This window comes from Streptomyces rhizoryzae, assembly GCF_023155275.1.
GTDB lineage: Bacteria > Actinomycetota > Actinomycetes > Streptomycetales > Streptomycetaceae > Streptomyces > Streptomyces rhizoryzae.
This window is the reverse complement of record NZ_JALMUV010000004.1, coordinates 17,840-34,631: the sequence shown is the minus strand read 5'-3', so window position 1 is coordinate 34,631 and position 16,792 is coordinate 17,840. Positions and strand designations below refer to the sequence as shown.

Genomic DNA, 16,792 nt, shown 5'->3' with positions numbered 1-16,792 from the left:
GCACGGGACACACCGGACCACACCAGCCCGCCCGCCCTCGACACAGAACAGGGTTCCCGATCGCCCGCACGACGCGCTCGACGGACCGCGGAGCGCCAGGCACCGGCCCCGCAGCGCTCCGGGACGAGTTCTGAAGCACGCCTCCTCAACACCCCTCCGCTCGAAACCCAGTGGTCACGTTGGCCGGGAGCGAGGAGAATCCCTGAGCCATGACCCTGTTGACCCACTGGCCGCTTGCGGGCCTGCGTTTGACCACGCCGCGGTTGGAGCTGCGGTTGCCGAACCTGGATGATCTCGCCGCGTTGGCTTCGTTGGCCGCCGATGGTGTGCATGACCCGGCGGTGCAGCCGTTCACCGTGGCATGGACCGATGCCGAGCCCGAGCAGCGTGCTCGGAGTGTCTTGCAGTACCACTGGCGCTCCTGGGGCGAGTGGCAGCCGGAGAACTGGGAGCTGAACCTGGTGGCCGTGCGCGACGGGCGTGTCGTGGGTACCCAGGGCATCGGTGCCCGGGACTTTTCGGTCCGCCGTGAAGTAGGCACCGGTTCCTGGCTGGGCATGGCCCACCACCGCCAGGGCCTGGGGACCGAGATGCGCGCGGCCGTCCTCCACCTGGCCTTCGCCGGGCTCGGTGCACAGCACGCTGTTTCTGGAGCGTATGCGGGTAACGCGGCCTCGTTGGAGGTTTCGCGCAGGCTTGGCTATCGCGAGGACGGTATTGAGCGTCATGTCGTACGTGCCAAGCCCGCCGTGCTGCGCAGGCTCCGTCTCACTGCCGAACTGTGGCGACAACACCAGTTGGTCCCCGTGAAGACGGAAGGGTTGCCGGAGTGCCTGCCATGGTTCGGCCTGGCCTGACTGCGTAGCAGTGGGGACCCTCGCGGGTGGTCTGCGGAACGACGCGTCCGCAGCGGCGCGACTTTGCAAAGCGCGTGGTGAGCCAGTCCGCCTTCCAGGGGCCTGCTTGTCCCGCCTCGCCATCGGTTCGCCGCCGCCCGCAGGGCCGGTGGCCGGGATCCGGGGCCGGGCCCCCGGCCGCCCCGCGCCTGGTCGCACGGCTCATCGGCACATGCCCGGGGGCGTCAATGTGCCGTGCGGGTATTCACTCCTTCCGGTTGCGGGTGGAGGGAGGGGCGGCCGGGGTTTTCGGTCGGGGGGTGTGGGGTGGCAGGGCGCGCTGGGGCGAGTGGGCCGGGGCGGGAGGGGCGGGCCGGCGCGGGGGCGGCGGCGCGGCGGGGTCCGACCGGGGGCCGGTGCGGCAAACGTGCGCGGGAGGGTTGGCCGGTCCCGGCCGCTCGGCGCTTTACGGGGCGAGGGGGATGCGCTGCCCTACCGGTGGCTCCGGCTCCGCCCGCAGCTCGGACCTTGCGGCCGGCCGGCGGAGCCTTCGTGCAGTGCCGACCCCGAGGGGACCACCGTGACCACGCCTCCGTCCGTTCCACTCCGCATCGCCCTCGTCAACGGCAGCTTCGAACAACCCGCGGTCGCCTCGATGGAGATCCTGCCGGACGCCTCCCAGACGCAGGCGCCCCGGCAGGTCCCGGGCTGGCTCACCACCGCCTCCGACCACATGATCGAACTGTGGCGGTCGGGCTTCAACGGCGTCCCGTCGGCCGAGGGCGCCCAGTTCGCCGAACTCAACGCCAACGAGGTCTCCACCCTCTACCAGGACCTGGCGACCACCCCCGGCGCGACGCTGTACTGGCGGCTGTACCACCGCGGCCGCCTCGGACAGGACACCATGGCGCTGGACATCGGGGCCCCGGGCGCCGCGGTGGAGCAGCGGCGGTTCACCGACGGCAACACCGCCTGGGGCTACTACACCGGCACCTACACCGTCCCGGCCGGCCAGACCGTCACCCGCTTCGCCTTCCGCTCCGTCTCCGCCGCCGGCGGCAACCGCGGCATCGGCAACTTCCTGGACGGGATCTTCTTCGGCACCGCTCCCCACGTCGTCCTCACCAAGACCGCCGTCCCCACCGGGCCGCTGGAGATCGGCGACGTCCTCACCTACCGCATCACCGCCACGAACGAGGGCGGTGGCGCGGCCGAGAACCTCGTCCTCACCGACGCCGTCCCGGCCGGTACGACGTACCTGCCCGGCTCGCTGCGGATCGTCGAGGGCCCCAACACCGGCCCGAAGACCGACGCGCCCGGTGACGACCAGGCGGAGTACGACCCCGATGCCGGCAAGGTCGTCTTCCGGCTCGGCGACGGCGCCTCCGCGGTGCAGGGCGGCAGCCTGGCGAACACCGAGACGCTGCCCGCCGGCACCACGGTCGAGTACCGGGTCACCCTTGACCGCGCCAGCGCCGGCAAGGAGGTCCGCAACACCGCCACCGCCTCCTACGAGAACCGGCTCGGGGACACACCGGAGACGCTGGTCGCCACCTCCGACGAGACGGTCACGGAGGTCAATCCCGCCGCCGATCTGACCGTGGCCAAGGCCGCCGACGCGACCACCGTCACCGTCGGCCAGACCGTGACCTACCGCCTCACCGTCGCCAACCGCGGCCCCGACGACGCCACCGGCGTCACCGTGGCCGACCAGCTCCCGGACGGTCTCGTCTTCCTCTCCGCCGACGGCTCCGCCGGGGCCTACGACCCGGCCGGGGGCCAGTGGACCGTGGGCGACCTGGCCGCCGGGGCCACCGCCACCCTCACGCTGCGGGCCAAGGCCACCGAACCCGGCCGGATCACCAACACCGCCACCGCCACCGGCAACGAGAAGGACCCCGAGCCCGGCAACAACTCCGACTCCGCCACCGTGTGCGTGCAGCGCGCGCCCGCCTGCTGCGACCCCTGCGCCGCGGACTGACTCCCCTGCCGCGCGCCACCGCGCCCCGCCGGCTACCTGGCCGGCGGGGCGCCGTTCACGTCCCGGGCGGTGGCGTCCACACGTCCCGGCCGCCGCCCTGCCACACCAGTGCGGTCCGGTCGTCGTGCCACACCGGCGACGGGTCGAGACCGGCGCGGGCGAGGAAGTCGGCGATCTGGCCGGGCTCGTAGGCCGTCCCCAGGCTCTCGGCGCCGACCGTCACCTGCCGGCCGCCATCCGCTGCCGGCGGGTGCACCACCACGCGCGGGCACTCGGCCATGCGCCCAGCGTGCGCCCGCGCGCGCACGCACGTCAACGTCCGCCCGGCGGCCGGGCGCGAGGCAGCCGCCGCGGCCGGTGACGGTACGTGCCGGGGCGGGTGCGGTCGGCGTCCGCGGCGCCCAACGGGCCGCCCGGGCAGGAAGGTTGGGGCCGGCGGCGGTGCGGACGCGCCTAGAATTCCTCCGGTGCGGGAGGCGGTGGGGTCCCGTACGGGAAGGTGCGAGACGACGGGGGCGCAGGTGCACAATCCGATCCCGGTACCCATGGATCTGGCCCTGCCGCCGGTCCGCCCCAGGGGGCGGCTGCGGCGGCTGTGGCGGTCCAGGAAGGCGCTGGCCGGCCTCACGCAGTGGATCATCGACTGGGGCCTGCCGTTCTCCGCGGTGGTCGCCGTGCTGTACGTGTGCGCCGCGCGGACGGCGAGTCCCGGTGCGGTGTACCGGACGCTCACCCTCATGGACCCGCCGCAGCACGTCCTGCTGTGGATCGCCTCGGTGGTGGGCTGGCTCGCGGTGCCGGCCGTCATCGGTGGGGTGGCCGGTCATGTGATCGCCACCCGGATCCAGAGCGTGAAGGCGATGTCCACCAGTGCGCTCTTCAAGCGGCGCGGCTGGGGGGCGCGGCTGCGGCCGCCGTCGCGGATCGACTACCTCGGCGGGTACTTCCACGGCACGCTCGCGGAGCAGGAGTTCGTCGACGCGTTCGTCCGGGTCGCGCACCGCAACGACTGGAACAAGGCGCAGGACCACTGGGAGGTGCTCATCCGCGACACCATGAGCACGCAGCAGTTCGCCAAGCTGGACCGGCACGAGTGCCTGCGCCAGGCGCAGGACGTGACCCGGATCCACGCCCGCCCGCCCGCGCTGGTGGGGCTGTGCCTGGTCTGCGTGGCCCGCAAGCCGTGAGGGGCTGCGGGCCGCGCGCGGTGGTGACAGGCGGGCGGGGCGGCGGGATGATGAGCTATCTGGAGGGTGACGGCTGATGCAGGCGGAGAGCGCGGCGGAGATCGTACGGGCGTCGCTGGCCCTGGCGTTCCCGACCGCCACCGACGAGGGACTGACCCGGGCGGCGGAGGTGGTGCTGCGCTGGGGGTCCGAGGGCGTGGGCGAGCAGCTCGAACCGGACCTCGCGGAACGGATGCTGTACGACCTCATGGAGGTGGCCCAGCAGGACCCCGGGGAGTTCATGGCCGCCCGGGCACCGCGGCCCGACGGCGCGTACGTCGAGCCGGCGGCCAGCCGGGCCTGGAGCCGGACGAGCGCCACCCTGGACGATCTTCCGTACGTGCCGCGCCCGCCGCGGCGCCCCGGCCGCAGGCCGTTCGGCGGCGGCCGCGGATTCCTGGCGGACTAGGCCGGGCGAACGCGGATGCCGGGTAACCGCCCTCGTAGCCGCCGTCAGCGCGTGGTGGTGCCGTACTGGTCCGACGACAACGCGAACACCCGGACGCGCCGACCGCCGGTGGGGTGGACGGTCTCACGGACCAGGTGCATCCCCAGCTTGGTCATGATCCGTTGGGACGCGTCGTTGCCCACCTGGGTGATGCTGACGATCCGCTCCAGCCCTCGCTCTTCGAACCCGAACCGTACGGCGGCCGCAGCGGCCTCGGTTGCCAGGCCCTGACCCCAGTGGGAACGCCCCAGCCGCCAGCCGACCTCGACGGCCGGCAGGACCTCCGGCACATAGCGGGGCACCGAAAGGCCGGTGAATCCGGCCAGCTCGCCGGTGGACCGGATCTCCACGGCGAACAGGCCGAATCCCTGGGACTCCCACTCGCTCTCCCATGCCTGGATCCCGCCGCGGGTCTGCTGTTCGTCACGGACGCTGCCGTCACGGATCCACCGCATGACCTCGGGGTCGCTATGGATGGCAGCCATGGGCGCAACGTCGTCCTCGCGCCAGCGACGCAGGATCAAACGGGGAGTCTCCAGTGTGACCATCCAAGCATTCTGGATCACCCCATGGGCTCCCCGCCATCCCCGCCAGGCACTCCCGATACCCGGCCCGCGCCGCTACGGCCTGGCGTCCGCGGTCTCCGGGGCGGGCCGGCACCGGCGGTGGGTGGGGTCGAGGCGCTGGGTGCGGCCGTGGTGGTCGAGGTGTTCGAGGAGCGGGACGGCGACCCGGCGGGTGGTGCCGAGGGCGCGGCGCGCCGCGCTGAGGGTGAAGGGCTGGGGGAGCGCGGCGAGGACGGTGGCGGCCCGGGTGTCCGCGCCGGGGGCCAGGACGAGGGTGTCGGTCAGCCGCCAGAGCGCGCCGGCCGCCTCGGCCGCGGCCAATTCCCGGTGGCCCAGGCCGAGTTCGTCGAGCCGGTCGGCTTCGGGGGCGCGGAAGGGGTGGGCGGCGAGGTCGCGCAGCACCGCCTCCACGGCCGCGCGGACCCGCGGGGGGAGGGCGGGCCGCCGGGTCGCGTCGTGGATCCGGCCCGCGCGCTGGTGCAGGGGCGGGGTCCCGGGGGCCGCCAGGAGGGCGTCGATCAGGGACCGGTCGGGCAGGTCGAGCAGCCGGCGGGCGGCTTCGGTGGGCAGGCCGGGGGAGAGGGGGTGCTGCGCGGCGTGGGAGGCGACGGCGGCGGCGAGGCGGGCGCGGAGCCGCGACCAGTGGTCCGGGTCGGCCAGCCAGCCCGGGGCGACCTCGGTACCGGTCGGCGGGACCCCCATGGTGACCAGGTCCTCCCGGCGGGCGAGGCCGCGGCGGCGCAGTTCGCCGGCGGCGTCCGGGACGCCGGTCAGCCCCGCGAGGGTGCGGGCGCGGGCGGCCGCTGCGCCGCGCCGGGCCAGGCGCGGCGGGCGGACGTCCAGGACCGTGACGCCGCCGGGTACGTGGTGGCGGCCGGGGTCGCGGAGCAGTGCCCGGTCGCCGACCCGCAGCGGCACAGCGCGGTGCAGGGTGAGCCGGACGGTGTCCGGGCCCAGCGGCCGCACCACGGCCGGTACGGCGGCGGTGCCGACGTGCAGCGTCAGATGGCGGGGGAGGGCCGCCGGGTCGTCGCCGCGCAGCCGGACGTCCAGGAGCGCGGTGCCGGTCCAGCGGCCGGGCGTCAGCAGGGCGCCGCCGCGCCGGATCCGGGCCTCGCCCGGACCGTGCACATTGACCGCCACCCGCGCCACGGCCGCGACCTCCGTACGGTCCTGGCGGAGGCACTGGAGGCCGCGGACCCGGACCTCGGAAGGGCCGCCGTCCGGGGACCCGTCGGCGACGGTGAGCCGGTCGCCGGTGCGCAGGGTGCCGGCCCCGAGCGTCCCGGTGACCACGGTGCCCCGGCCGCGGACGGTGAACACCCGGTCCGCCCACAGCCGGACGTCGGCGTCCCGGTCCGGGGCGGGCAGCATCCCGGCCAGCCGGCCCAGCGCCGCCCGCAGCGCGCCCAGGCCCTCGCCGGTGACGGCGCTGACCGGTACGGCTTCGACGCGCCCCAGGGAGCAGGCGGCCAGCCGCGCCAGGGCGTCGTGCCGGACCGGCTCCGGGTCCGCCAGATCGCTGCGGGTGACGGCCAGCACCCCGTGCCGTACCCGCAGCGCGTCCAGGATGGCCAGGTGCTCCGCCGACTGCGGCTGCCAGCCCTGGTCGGCGGCGACCACCAGCAGCACCGCCGGGACCGGGCCGACCCCGGCCAGCATGGTGCCCACCAGCCGCTCGTGGCCCGGTACGTCGACGAAGGCGAGGGAGGGGCCGGCCGGGCCGAGGCGGGTCCAGACGAACCCCAGGTCGAGGGTGAGGCCGCGGCGCCGCTCCTCCTCCCACCGGTCCGGCTCCCTCCCGGTCAACGCCTTGACCAGCGTGGACTTGCCGTGGTCGACGTGCCCGGCGGTCGCCAGCACGTGCATCGGCCCGGGCGTCCGCGCCTCGCCGTCCGCCGCCACCGGGCTCACCGGCCCGCCGCGGCACGGACCGCCCCGGCCAGTTCCGGATCGCACTCCCCGGGCACCGCCCGCAGGTCCAGCAGGCAGCGCCCGCCCGCGACCCGGCCCAGCACCGCGGGTGTTCCGGTGCGCAGCGGCGCGGCGAACCGCTCCGGCACGGACAGCGCCGCACTGGGCAGCACCACGCCGGGCGCGCCCCCGCCGCCCACCGCCGCCTCGGTGTCCACGGCGCGCGCGTCCAGGCCGTCCGCGCGCAGCCGCCGGGCGAGTTCCGCGGCGCGGGCGCGGAGGTCGCGGACGTCGGTGTGCAGGGCGCGGTGGGTGGGGGTGTGCGGGCCGCGGAGGGTGGCGGTCAGCGCGGCGAGCGTCAGTTTGTCGACGCGCAGCGCGCGGGCCAGCGGATGCCGGGCCAGCCGCCGTACGGGTTCGGCGCGGCCCAGCACCAGACCGCACTGCGGGCCGCCCAGCAGTTTGTCACCGCTGGCCGTGACGAGGGCCGCGCCGGCCCGCAGGGTGCGCTGCGCGTCGGGCTCGGCCGGCAGCGCCGGGTCCGGGGCCAGCAGTCCGGAGCCGATGTCGGCGATCACCGGGACGGGCAGGCGGGACAGTTCCGCGACGGTCGCCGCGCGGGTGAAGCCGGTGATCCGGAAGTTGGCGGGGTGGACCTTGAGGACGCAGCCGGTGTCCGGGCCGATCGCCGCCTGGTAGTCGTCGGGCGTGGTGCGGTTGGTGGTGCCGACCTCGCGCAGCCGGGCGCCGGTGGACACCAGCAGGTCCGGCAGCCGGAAGCCGTCGCCGATCTCCACCAGTTCGCCGCGGCCGACCACGACCTCCCGGCCGGCGGCCAGCGCGGTCACCGCCAGGATCAGGGCGGCGGCACCGTTGTTGACGACGTGGGCCGCCTCGGCCGCCGGGACCGCGTCGCGCAGCGCGGCGAGGGCGGCGGCGCCGCGCCGGGCCCGCCGGCCGGTGCCGAGGTCCAGTTCCACGTCGGTGCAGCCGCAGGCGTCGGCCACCGCCGCGCGGGCCGCGGCGGACAGCGGGGCGCGCCCGAGGTTGGTGTGCAGCAGCACCCCGGTCGCGTTGAGCACCGGCCGCAGCCCGCCGGCGCTCGGCGGCAGCCCGCGCAGCACCGCCGTCACGACCGCGTCGGCCGCCAACTCGCCGTCCCGCACGCGCTGTTGGGCGGCAGCGACCAGCGGTTTGACGACGCCGGGACCGAGCCGCCGCAGCGCCTCGGCCAGCCGGGGGTCGGCCAGGACGGCGTCGGTGCGGAGCACGCGGCGGCGGGGGTCGGCGGCGGACCCGCACTCCCCGGACGCGGACTCCCCGGGCCCGCAGGCACCGGCCTCGGACCGCTCGGATGCCCTGGCCGTCCCGGGCGCAGGGGAACCGCCGGCGGACGTCCCGGCCGCCTCGCCCGTCTCGGGGCGCTCGGCCGCCTCCGGGCCCGGGGCGGGATGCGCCCGGTCCGTCCCGGCCGGTGCCCTCCGTACGGTGTCCTCGGCCCGCATCGTGCGCCCGCCCTTCCTCGGTGGCGGTCGAACCCGCCGGTCGCGGTGGCCCGCCCGGCCGGGCGGCAACGCCCTCATCGTGGGCACCGGACCGCGCGCCGCGGCGCAAGGGCGGCGGAGTGTCACCGGGAACCGCCCGCGCGCGGGAGCGAACGGCCCCGCGCGGTCCCGCCGCCGGGCCGCGCGGGGCAGCGGTCAGTCCAGGGCGAGCGCGTCGAGCAACTCCCCGATCTGGGGGTCCGGCAGGCCGCGGACGACCTCGGCGCGGCCGATGGTGCCGATCAGTTCGGTGCCGTCCAGGACCGGCAGACGGCGCATGCCGTTGGCGGCCATGATCCGCAGGACGTGCGGGGCGTCGTCGCCCGCGTCCGCCGCCACCAGCTCCTCCTGGGCCAGTTCGCCGGCCTTGGTGGTGGCCGGATCGCGCTCCCTGGCCAGTACCTTCACCACGATGTCCCGGTCGGTGAGCATGCCCCGGATCAGGTTGTCGCCGCCCCGGATCGGCAGCGCGCTCACGCCCAGCGCAGCCATCCGCTTGGCCGCCAGCACCACGCTCTCGTCCGCGCCGACGCAGTCCGCACCGGCCCTCATCAGCTCTCTCGCGCTCGTCATCCGCCGTGCTCCCTCCTCCGGTCCGGGTGTGCGGCCGGTGGCGACGAGTTCACCGCATGGGCGGGAACGGGCCAAGCACTGGTCGTGGTCGGCGTGGCGTCCGGCAGGGGGAGGGCGGTGCGGTGCGGGGGGCGCCGCGGAGGGCGGTCACGGTCCGCCGGCGGTCAGTCGCCGGACTCGGCGAGCCGGCGCAGCAGCGGCTCCACCTCGGCCAGCCGGCGGACCTCGTCCGGCCGCAGCGCCGCCAGCCGCCGGGCCAGCACCTGGGCCTCGCCGCGGGCGACGTCGGCCAGCGCCGCGGTGCCCTGGTCGGTGAGCAGGACCCGGCTGGCGCGCCGGTCCTCGGGGTCGGCCTCCCGGCGGACCAGGCCCGCCGACTCCAGCCCCAGGACCACGGCGGTGGCGGTCGGCTGGGAGCAGGGCACCCACTGCGCGATCTCGCCTATCCGGGACGGGCCCCGCTGGGACAGCAGGGCCAGCACCGCGATGTGGGTCAGCTGGATGCTGCCCGCGGTGGCGGACCTGCGCAGGCTGCGGGTGAGCCGGTGCAGCGAGATCACCAGCTGGAGCACCGTGTCATCACGGATCGTCATCGCTCAACCCACCGCCTGCCGTACCGGACCGGACCCGCGGCCGGGCCGCCGCTCCCGGGGCCCGGCCGCGCAGATCAGGAGAGCGTAATGGTGGGGGAGTACATCTCCAACCACAGGGCCAGGTCCAGCGTGCGTTCGAGACCGCGCCGGGATGCCTGGGTGATCTGCGGGGCGTCCCGGTGCGCGGCGCGGCGCAGCCAGTCGCGGTCGACGAGGTCGAACACCGGGTGCGAGGAGTCGGCCAGCAGGTCCTTGGCGTGCCGCTGGAGCGCGACCGCGTACTGCGGGTCCTGGGTGGACGGGTAGGGACTCTTCACCCGGTCGTACACCGACTTCGGCAGCACATCGGCGGTGGCCTCGCGCAGCAGGCTCTTCTCGCGCCCGTCGAAGGACTTCAGGGACCAGGGGGCGTTGTAGACGTACTCGACGAGCCGGTGGTCGCAGAACGGCACCCGCACCTCCAGGCCGACGGCCATGCTCGCGCGGTCCTTGCGGTCCAGCAGGATCCGCACGAACCGCGTCAGGTGCAGGTAGCAGATGGTGCGCATCCGGTACTCGAAGTCGCTCTCGCCGTCGAGCCGTTCGACGTCCTTGACGGCCCGGTCGTAGCCGTCCTGGACGTACCCCTTCAGGTCCAGGGCGCTGCTGGCGCCGGGGGTGAGGATGTCGCCGTCGTCCCCGAAGTCCCGCGCGTGCCGGACCAGCCAGGGGAAGGTGTCGGCGCGGCGGGCCTCCTCGTCGAAGAACTGCTTGTACCCGCCGAAGACCTCGTCGGCCGACTCGCCGGACAGCGCCACCGTCGAGTGCTGCCGGATCGCCTTGAACAGCAGGTACAGCGAGGAGTCCATATCGCCCAGGCCCAGCGGCAGGTCGCGGGCGCGCAGCATCCTCCGGCGGACCTCGAGGTCGGCCAGGGCGGCGGAGTCCAGCACGATGTCCTGGTGCTCGGTGCCGGCCTGCCGGGCCACGTCGTGGACGTAGGGGGTGTCGGGGGTGGCGCGCAGGTCGTCGGCGATGAAGTTCTCGGTCCGGCCGACGAAGTCGACGGCGAAGCTGCGGACCGTCTCCCCGGTCTCGGCGAGCTGCCGGGCCGCCAGCGCGGTCATCGCCGAGGAGTCCAGCCCGCCCGACAGCAGGGTGCAGCGCGGGACGTCGGAGACCAGCTGGCGGCGGACGATGTCGTCGAGCAGGCTCCGGACGTGCGCGACCGAGGTCTCGCGGTCGTCCTGGTGCGCCCGGGTCCGCAGCGACCAGTAGACGTGCCGGCGCACGCCGTCGGCGTCGACGGTGACGACGGTGCCCGGTTCGACCTCGGCCATGCCGTCCCACACGGCGTGCCCGGGGGTCTTCACGAAGGCGAAGAGCTCCCGCAGACCGTCCGGGCCGACCCGGCGCCGGGCCAGCGGGTTGGCCAGGATCGCCTTGGGTTCGGAGCCGAACAGCACGCCGTCGGCGGTGGGGTAGTAGTAGAACGGCTTGATGCCCATCCGGTCGCGGATCATCACCAGCCGCCGGCGCTGCTCGTCCCATATCGCGAAGGCGAACATGCCGTTGAGGCGTTCGGCGACCGCCTCGCCCCACTCCAGGTAGCCGCGGAGCACCACTTCGGTGTCGGAGTCGGTGGTGAAGCGGTGGCCGCGGCCGGCGAGTTCGGTGCGCAGTTCGCCGAAGTTGTAGGTCTCGCCGGAGTAGACGATGACGACCGTGCTGCCGTCGGGCCGCTCGGCGGTCATCGGCTGGCGCCCACCGGGCAGATCGATGATGGCGAGCCGCCGGTGGCCGAGCGCGGCCGGGCCCTGGACCCAGGTGCCGCGGTCATCGGGGCCGCGGCAGGCCATCGTCTCGGTCATCGCGTCCACGGTCTCCTGCTCGGAGCGCAGCTCGCGGTCGAAGGAAATCCAGCCGGTGATGCCACACATGCCATGCCCTCCTGCGTCACGACCCTGGGGCCGCCGGCGCCGCGGGGCCGGGAGGCGCCGCGCGGGCCGGGGTCGGGAGCTGCGGGCAAGGCGCCGTTGCGGCGCTGCCCGACCCGCTCCGCCAGAGTCAGTTGTATCGAGCACCTATGTAACGAGAGTGTTCCTCGGGCTCCGTCGCGTCAACCGTGGGCGGCACGGGGGAGCGGGGCGCCGGGCGGCGGCAGGGCCGGGCGGCGGGCGCCGGGGAAGCCCGGCGGCGCGGCGGTGAGCTGCGGCTTCGCGGCGGGCCTGGACGGCCCCGGCGGCGGACGACCGCGGCCGCGTCATACCGCAACATGGGGAAGGTTTTACCGGGAGGTGACGCAGCGGCGGGGGAGGGGCACCGGGTGTGACGGGGGCCGGGCGGGGCGCGCGGGCCGCAGGTCGGGCCCGCGCGCCCCTGGCTCAGCCCTTCTTCCGGCCGGCCCGCCCGGCCACCGGGACGTCCAGGGCCCGGGCGATACCCACCACGCCCTCGTCGAGCCGCTGGAGGTGGCGCAGCACCCGGAACGTGACGGTGTGCGACGGCGGCACCGGCGAACCGTCCGCCTCCAGCAGCGAGGCGATGCTGGCCCCGGCCTCCACCTCGCCCTCGGCGGGCCGGTCGTTGACCCGGGCGGTGATCAGGTCGATGTTGCGCGCGATGCGCCGGCCGGCCCGGGCCAGCCGGGGGTCGGCCGCCACCGACCGGCTGGCGGGCAGGAGTTCGGCCGTCGCCGCCAGCGACCGGGCGTGGTACGCGCAGGTCTCCAGGAGCGCCACCAGATAGCGCGCGGTCTGCCGGCGGACCCGCAGCGGGGTGATCGGGTGGACCAGCGGCTGGGTCGAACCGCGCAGGTCGTTGAGGGCGGTGTCCAGGTCGCGGGCGCGGGTGAGCAGGTCCTCGGCCGGCCCGCCGGACAGCTGCGTGACGGACGCCGACACCGCCTCCCGGAGCCGGTCCAGGACCGCCCCCAGGTGCTCGTCGGTGCGGCGGTCGGTGTGCACCGGCAGCACCAGCGCCGCGGCGATGATCCCGCACGCCGCGCCCAGCGCGGTCTCCTCGATGCGCAGGACGAGCGTGGCCACGCTGTAGGTGTTGAGCAGCGTGTAGAGCAGGCCGAGCATCGCGGTGACGAAGAACGACATCAGCGCGTAGGACAGCGGCGCGGTGAAGAACATCCCGAAGACGCAGAGCAGGACCAGCGCGAACGCGGTCCAGGTGTGGTTGCCGACCAGCCCGGCCAGCGCCACCCCGGCGACCACGCCGAGCACCGTACCCAGCAGCCGGCGGTAGCCCTTGACCAGGACCTCGCCGGTGGACGCGGTGTTCAGGAAGACCACCCAGCAGGTCAGTACGGCCCAGTACCAGCGCTGGGTGGACAGGAACTCGCCGCCGACGATGGCCAGCGCGGAGCCCGCGGTGACCTGGAAGGCGGCCCGGGTGGTGGGCCGGGCGAGGCCGGTGGGCCCGTCCTCCTCCTCGTCCGGCTCGGCGCCGGTGATCGACAGGTCCTCGGCGTCGATCTCCTCCCGGGAGCGGGCGGTGGCCGAGGTGTCGTCGGACTCGTCCTGCGGCCCGTCCAGCGCGATCCGCAGGCCCAGGACCGCGCGGGCGGCCTCGCCGAGCGCCCGGAAGGTGTCCTGCACGGCGGCCGAGCCGCGCGGCAGGTTGTCCTCCTCGCGGTAGCCGAGCAGCCGGTTGCGGACGTGCGCCAGCGCGGTGCCGCGGTCGCCGGGCGCCCGCCGGCCCACCAGCAGGCCGAGCGCGTCCAGGTCCCGGCGCAGCGTCGTGACCGCGTCGCCCTCGGAGTGCATGCGGTTGGCGGTGGCCGGCACCGGCGCGTGCGGCAGGTGCAGGGTCAGGGTGTCGGTGCGTTCCGCACTGCGGGCGTTGAGCAGGGTCATGCCCAGCCGTTCGGCGGCGATCTCGGCGTCCGCGATGCGGCGCTGGAGCAGCGCCGCGGTGGCCGCGTCGCGGGTGCCCTCCTCCAGGCGGCCCTGGATCATCAGCGCCGTCTCGTGCAGCCGGGCGGTGTGCCGGCGCAGGTCGTCCAGGACGCCGTCCAGCTCCTCGGGGCCGGCGTCCACCAACTCCCGGTGGGTGGCCACCAGCTGGGCGAGCCGGGCCCGGAACGCCTCCCGCAGCCGGCTCAGGGTGCGTTCGGGGGTGTCCGGCACGAGGGCGAAGCGGACCACCGCGCTGCATCCGAACGCGATCGCCAGGACCAGGCACAGCGGCGGCAGCGTGGCCACCGTGGCGTGCACGAACAGCGAGATGAAGTAGAGCTGAAAGCCGATCAGGCCCAGCGCCGTGCCGCGGTCGCCGAACCGGCGCGCGTAGGCGGCGCCGAAGATCAGCGCGATGAAGAACAGGTCGCCGGCGAGGATCCGGCTGTGCAGCAGCGCCCCCAGCCCCACCGCGGCCAGGGCGACCGGCAGGCCCAGGGCGAGGGTGCCGGCCTGGCCGCGCACCTCCTTCTCCCGGATGGCGAAGGTGGAGACCATCGCCGTCATGGCGCCCGCGACCATGAGCGGGACGGGTGTGCCCAGCAGGGCCAGGACGATCAGGGTGAGCACGATCGCGCTCACCGTCCGCAGTCCGGCCATCAACCGCAGCAGCCCGGGATCGGATGCCGCGAAGCGGTCCCAGGTCCCCGCACCGGTCCGTCGTATCACTGCCTTCACGCTGCCGTACGCTCCCCATCCTTGGCATCGGCCGAGGTCAGGCGCCCCGGCCGGGCGCCCCCAGCATCGCACGAGGACGGCCGGAACGACCGTGGCGTGCGCCGCCGGACCGCTACGGGCGGCGCCGGCGGGTCGCGTAGCCGGGCGGGAGTGGCCGGTGGCGCGCTCCCGCCCGTACGGTCAGCAGGCGCCCAGGTCCTGCCAGACCCCCGAGCCGCCGGTGGAGGGCGCCTCGCCCTGCGTCCACCACTTGGCCTTCCAGGTGTGGCCCTGGTACGCGACGGTGTCGCCGCCGACGTAGACCGTGCCCGCGCTGTACGGGCTCGCGGTGCAGCTGCCGCCCGGGGGAGTGGTGGGCGGCGGGGTGGTGGGAGGCGTGGTGGGCGGGGTCGCGCCGGCGAACTGCACCGAGAACTTGGTGAAGTCCCAGGCGCCCTGCGGGACGCTGCTGCAGGTGCCGGAGGTGCGGCCGTTGTTGTCCGGCGGGGCGCACTGCCGGTCCCGGTTGACCGACCAGTTGGTGAAGCGCGCCATGTGGTGGGAGGTGGCGTAGTCCAGCACGGCCTTGAAGTCCGCCTGGGTGAAGAACTCCCCGGTGTCGCTGCGGCCGTTCATCTGCGAGATGCCCTCGTGGGCGTAGGCGGTGGCCTCGTCCCAGCCGAAGGTGGACCGCAGCACGGCGTTGAAGTTGGTCAGCGCGGAGGTCTGGGCGGCGGCGCCGGCGAAGCCGCCGTCGAACGGCATGATGGAGAAGTTGTCCGGGACGAAGGACTGCGCCTTGGCCTCGTTGAGCATCTGCTTGCCGAACCAGCCGGTGCCGTCGGCGGTGCCGGCGGTGGTGACGGAGAGGTAGAGGCCGGGGTTCTTCTGCTGGAGGATCTTGGCGGCGCCGATCTCGTTGTGGATCGCCGCGGAGTTCTCGTACTCCGGCTCCTCCAGGTCGAAGTCGAGGGCCTTGAGGCCGTAGGCGTCGATGACCTGCTGGTAGGCGGCGGCGGTCGCCTCGGGCGTACCGCACGCCTGGCCGAGCTTGGTGCCGTTGTAGCCGCCGACGGACGCCGAGACGTCGCCGCCCTTCGCGCGGATCGCGGAGACCACCTTGGCCACCGCGGTGTCCGACGCCACCGGGTGCAGGCCGTCCCAGGTGGGGGAGCAGCCGCCGCCGTTGGGCGCCAGGATGAAGGCGAGCTGGAACGCCTTGAGGCCGGTGGCGTCCATCACCGCGGTGGGGTCCGGCGGGTCGTTGTCGAGCGGCATGAAGTAGGGCGCGGCCGCGTACCAGTTGCTGCCCAGCGCGGTGGGGGCGGCTGCCGGGGCGGTGGACGGGGCCGGGGCCGTGCGGGGGCCGGTGGCGAGCGCCGTACCGGCCGCGGTGAGCGCGAGGGCGGTCGCCGCGACGGCGCCCGCGAGGGCTCTGAGATGACGAGGTGGCACAGGTCCTCCATGAACCGAGGGGGTGGTCCAGACCAATTGCCCACAGCGTGGGCCCGTCGCCGTGGGCACGTCAAGCCTTTGGACTGGACCAATGTGCGGCCCGGGGGCGCCGCGCACCGGAGCCCCGCGGCGCGTGATCATCCGCCGCCCGGGGCCGATAAAGTGGCCTGCCGTGCCTCCCACGTCCGCCGTGTCCCGCAGGCCCGCGCCGCTGCGCCGCGCCGCCGGGGTCCTCGCGCTCGCCGCCCTGCCGCTCACCGGCTGCTCCCCCTCGTCGCCGCCGGCCGGCGGCGATCACCCCACCGCCCCGGCGACCGCCCCGCACGGTGTCCGGCTGCCCGCCGCCGACGCCGTCTTCGACTACCAGATCGGCGGCCCCTACCCGCCGGCCCGCGACGTCCGGGTCGTCTCCCGGGACCGCACCGCGCCCCCGGCCGCCGGCCGCTACAACGTCTGCTACGTCAACGCCTTCCAGGCCCAGCCCGGCGACGAGGCGACCCGGTGGTGGACGCAGCACCACCCCGGCCTCCTGCTGCGCGGCCGGGACGGCGAGCCGGTCATCGACGAGGACTGGAACGAGCCGCTGCTCGACATCTCCACCGCCGCCAAGCGCGAGGAACTCCTCGGCGTGGTCGGCCCCTGGATCGACGGCTGCGCCAAGGCCGGCTTCGACGCCGTCGAACCGGACAACCTCGACTCCTACCAGCGCTCCGACGGGCTGCTCAGTGAGGACGACGCGCTGGCCTTCGCCGCCCTGCTGACCCGGCGGGCGCACGACCGGGGCCTGGCCGCCGCCCAGAAGAACACCAGCGACCTGCTCCCCGAACGCCGCCGCACCGGCTTCGACTTCGCCGTCACCGAGGAGTGCGCCCGCTACCAGGAGTGCGCCGACTACGCCGACGCCTACGGCAACCGGGTCTTCGACATCGAATACCGCCGCCAGGACTTCGCCACCGCCTGCCGCACCTGGGGCGACCGCCTCTCCTTCGTCCTGCGCGACCGCGACGTCGGCCGCCCCGGCGACCCGGGCTACGTCCACGCCGCCTGCTGAC

General features: G+C 75.1%; 14 protein-coding genes. 5 read left to right on the top strand and 9 right to left on the bottom strand.

Annotation, left to right across the window (positions count from 1 at the left end):
- Positions 1 to 209: 209 nt before the first annotated feature.
- Together MUU72_RS05095 and MUU72_RS05090 are read left to right on the top strand one after the other, a co-directional pair.
- Positions 210 to 857, top strand: coding sequence for a GNAT family N-acetyltransferase (locus MUU72_RS05095; protein WP_248011898.1), 648 nt, complete (start codon positions 210 to 212; stop codon positions 855 to 857).
- Positions 858 to 1,416: 559 nt separating this feature from the next.
- Positions 1,417 to 2,817, top strand: a complete 1,401-nt coding sequence (locus MUU72_RS05090; protein WP_248011897.1) for a CLIPPER-2 domain-containing protein — start codon at positions 1,417 to 1,419, stop codon at positions 2,815 to 2,817.
- A gap of 55 nt (positions 2,818 to 2,872) precedes the next feature.
- On the opposite strand, the gene MUU72_RS05085 is transcribed toward MUU72_RS05090, so the two are convergent.
- On the bottom strand, positions 2,873 to 3,097 hold the full coding sequence (locus MUU72_RS05085) for a hypothetical protein (protein ID WP_248011896.1): 225 nt from the start codon (positions 3,095 to 3,097) through the stop codon (positions 2,873 to 2,875).
- Between the two features lie 265 nt (positions 3,098 to 3,362).
- On the opposite strand from MUU72_RS05085, the gene MUU72_RS05080 reads away from it, so the two are divergent.
- Together MUU72_RS05080 and MUU72_RS05075 are read left to right on the top strand one after the other, a co-directional pair.
- Positions 3,363 to 4,004 carry a DUF6313 family protein gene (locus tag MUU72_RS05080; protein ID WP_248011895.1) on the top strand — a complete coding sequence of 214 codons (642 nt, stop codon included), beginning with the start codon at positions 3,363 to 3,365 and terminating at the stop codon, positions 4,002 to 4,004.
- A gap of 76 nt (positions 4,005 to 4,080) precedes the next feature.
- On the top strand, positions 4,081 to 4,452 hold the full coding sequence (locus MUU72_RS05075; protein ID WP_248011894.1) for a hypothetical protein: 372 nt from the start codon (positions 4,081 to 4,083) through the stop codon (positions 4,450 to 4,452).
- Positions 4,453 to 4,496: 44 nt separating this feature from the next.
- On the opposite strand, the gene MUU72_RS05070 is transcribed toward MUU72_RS05075, so the two are convergent.
- The 8 genes from MUU72_RS05070 to MUU72_RS05035 all read right to left on the bottom strand — a co-directional run bounded on the left by MUU72_RS05070 (position 4,497) and on the right by MUU72_RS05035 (position 15,740).
- The gene (locus MUU72_RS05070; RefSeq protein WP_282503683.1) at positions 4,497 to 5,039 is read right to left on the bottom strand and encodes a GNAT family N-acetyltransferase; all 543 of its coding nucleotides are present in this window, start codon (positions 5,037 to 5,039) and stop codon (positions 4,497 to 4,499) included.
- 72 nt (positions 5,040 to 5,111) lie between these two features.
- Positions 5,112 to 6,926, bottom strand: coding sequence for a SelB domain-containing protein (locus tag MUU72_RS05065; protein WP_248012067.1), 1,815 nt, complete (start codon positions 6,924 to 6,926; stop codon positions 5,112 to 5,114).
- A gap of 41 nt (positions 6,927 to 6,967) precedes the next feature.
- Complete coding sequence (gene selA, locus MUU72_RS05060) at positions 6,968 to 8,476, bottom strand: L-seryl-tRNA(Sec) selenium transferase (RefSeq protein ID WP_248011892.1); 1,509 nt, start codon at positions 8,474 to 8,476, stop codon at positions 6,968 to 6,970.
- 195 nt (positions 8,477 to 8,671) lie between these two features.
- Entirely contained in the window at positions 8,672 to 9,088 is a 417-nt protein-coding gene (locus MUU72_RS05055) for a CBS domain-containing protein (RefSeq protein WP_248011891.1), read from the bottom strand.
- A 164-nt stretch (positions 9,089 to 9,252) separates the two neighbouring features.
- Positions 9,253 to 9,681 carry a MarR family winged helix-turn-helix transcriptional regulator gene (locus MUU72_RS05050; protein WP_248011890.1) on the bottom strand — a complete coding sequence of 143 codons (429 nt, stop codon included), beginning with the start codon at positions 9,679 to 9,681 and terminating at the stop codon, positions 9,253 to 9,255.
- A 74-nt stretch (positions 9,682 to 9,755) separates the two neighbouring features.
- Positions 9,756 to 11,600 (bottom strand): asparagine synthase (glutamine-hydrolyzing), encoded by a 1,845-nt coding sequence (gene asnB, locus MUU72_RS05045; RefSeq protein WP_248011889.1) that lies wholly within the window; start codon positions 11,598 to 11,600, stop codon positions 9,756 to 9,758.
- Positions 11,601 to 12,044: 444 nt separating this feature from the next.
- A complete protein-coding gene (locus MUU72_RS05040) occupies positions 12,045 to 14,228 on the bottom strand; it encodes an FUSC family protein (protein ID WP_248012066.1) in 2,184 nt (727 codons plus the stop codon).
- A 258-nt stretch (positions 14,229 to 14,486) separates the two neighbouring features.
- On the bottom strand, positions 14,487 to 15,740 hold the full coding sequence (locus tag MUU72_RS05035) for a chitinase (protein WP_248011888.1): 1,254 nt from the start codon (positions 15,738 to 15,740) through the stop codon (positions 14,487 to 14,489).
- A gap of 172 nt (positions 15,741 to 15,912) precedes the next feature.
- Here MUU72_RS05035 and MUU72_RS05030 point away from each other — a divergent pair, with 172 nt between their 5' ends.
- Positions 15,913 to 16,791, top strand: coding sequence for an endo alpha-1,4 polygalactosaminidase (locus tag MUU72_RS05030; protein WP_248011887.1), 879 nt, complete (start codon positions 15,913 to 15,915; stop codon positions 16,789 to 16,791).
- The last annotated feature ends 1 nt before the right edge of the window (position 16,792 follow it).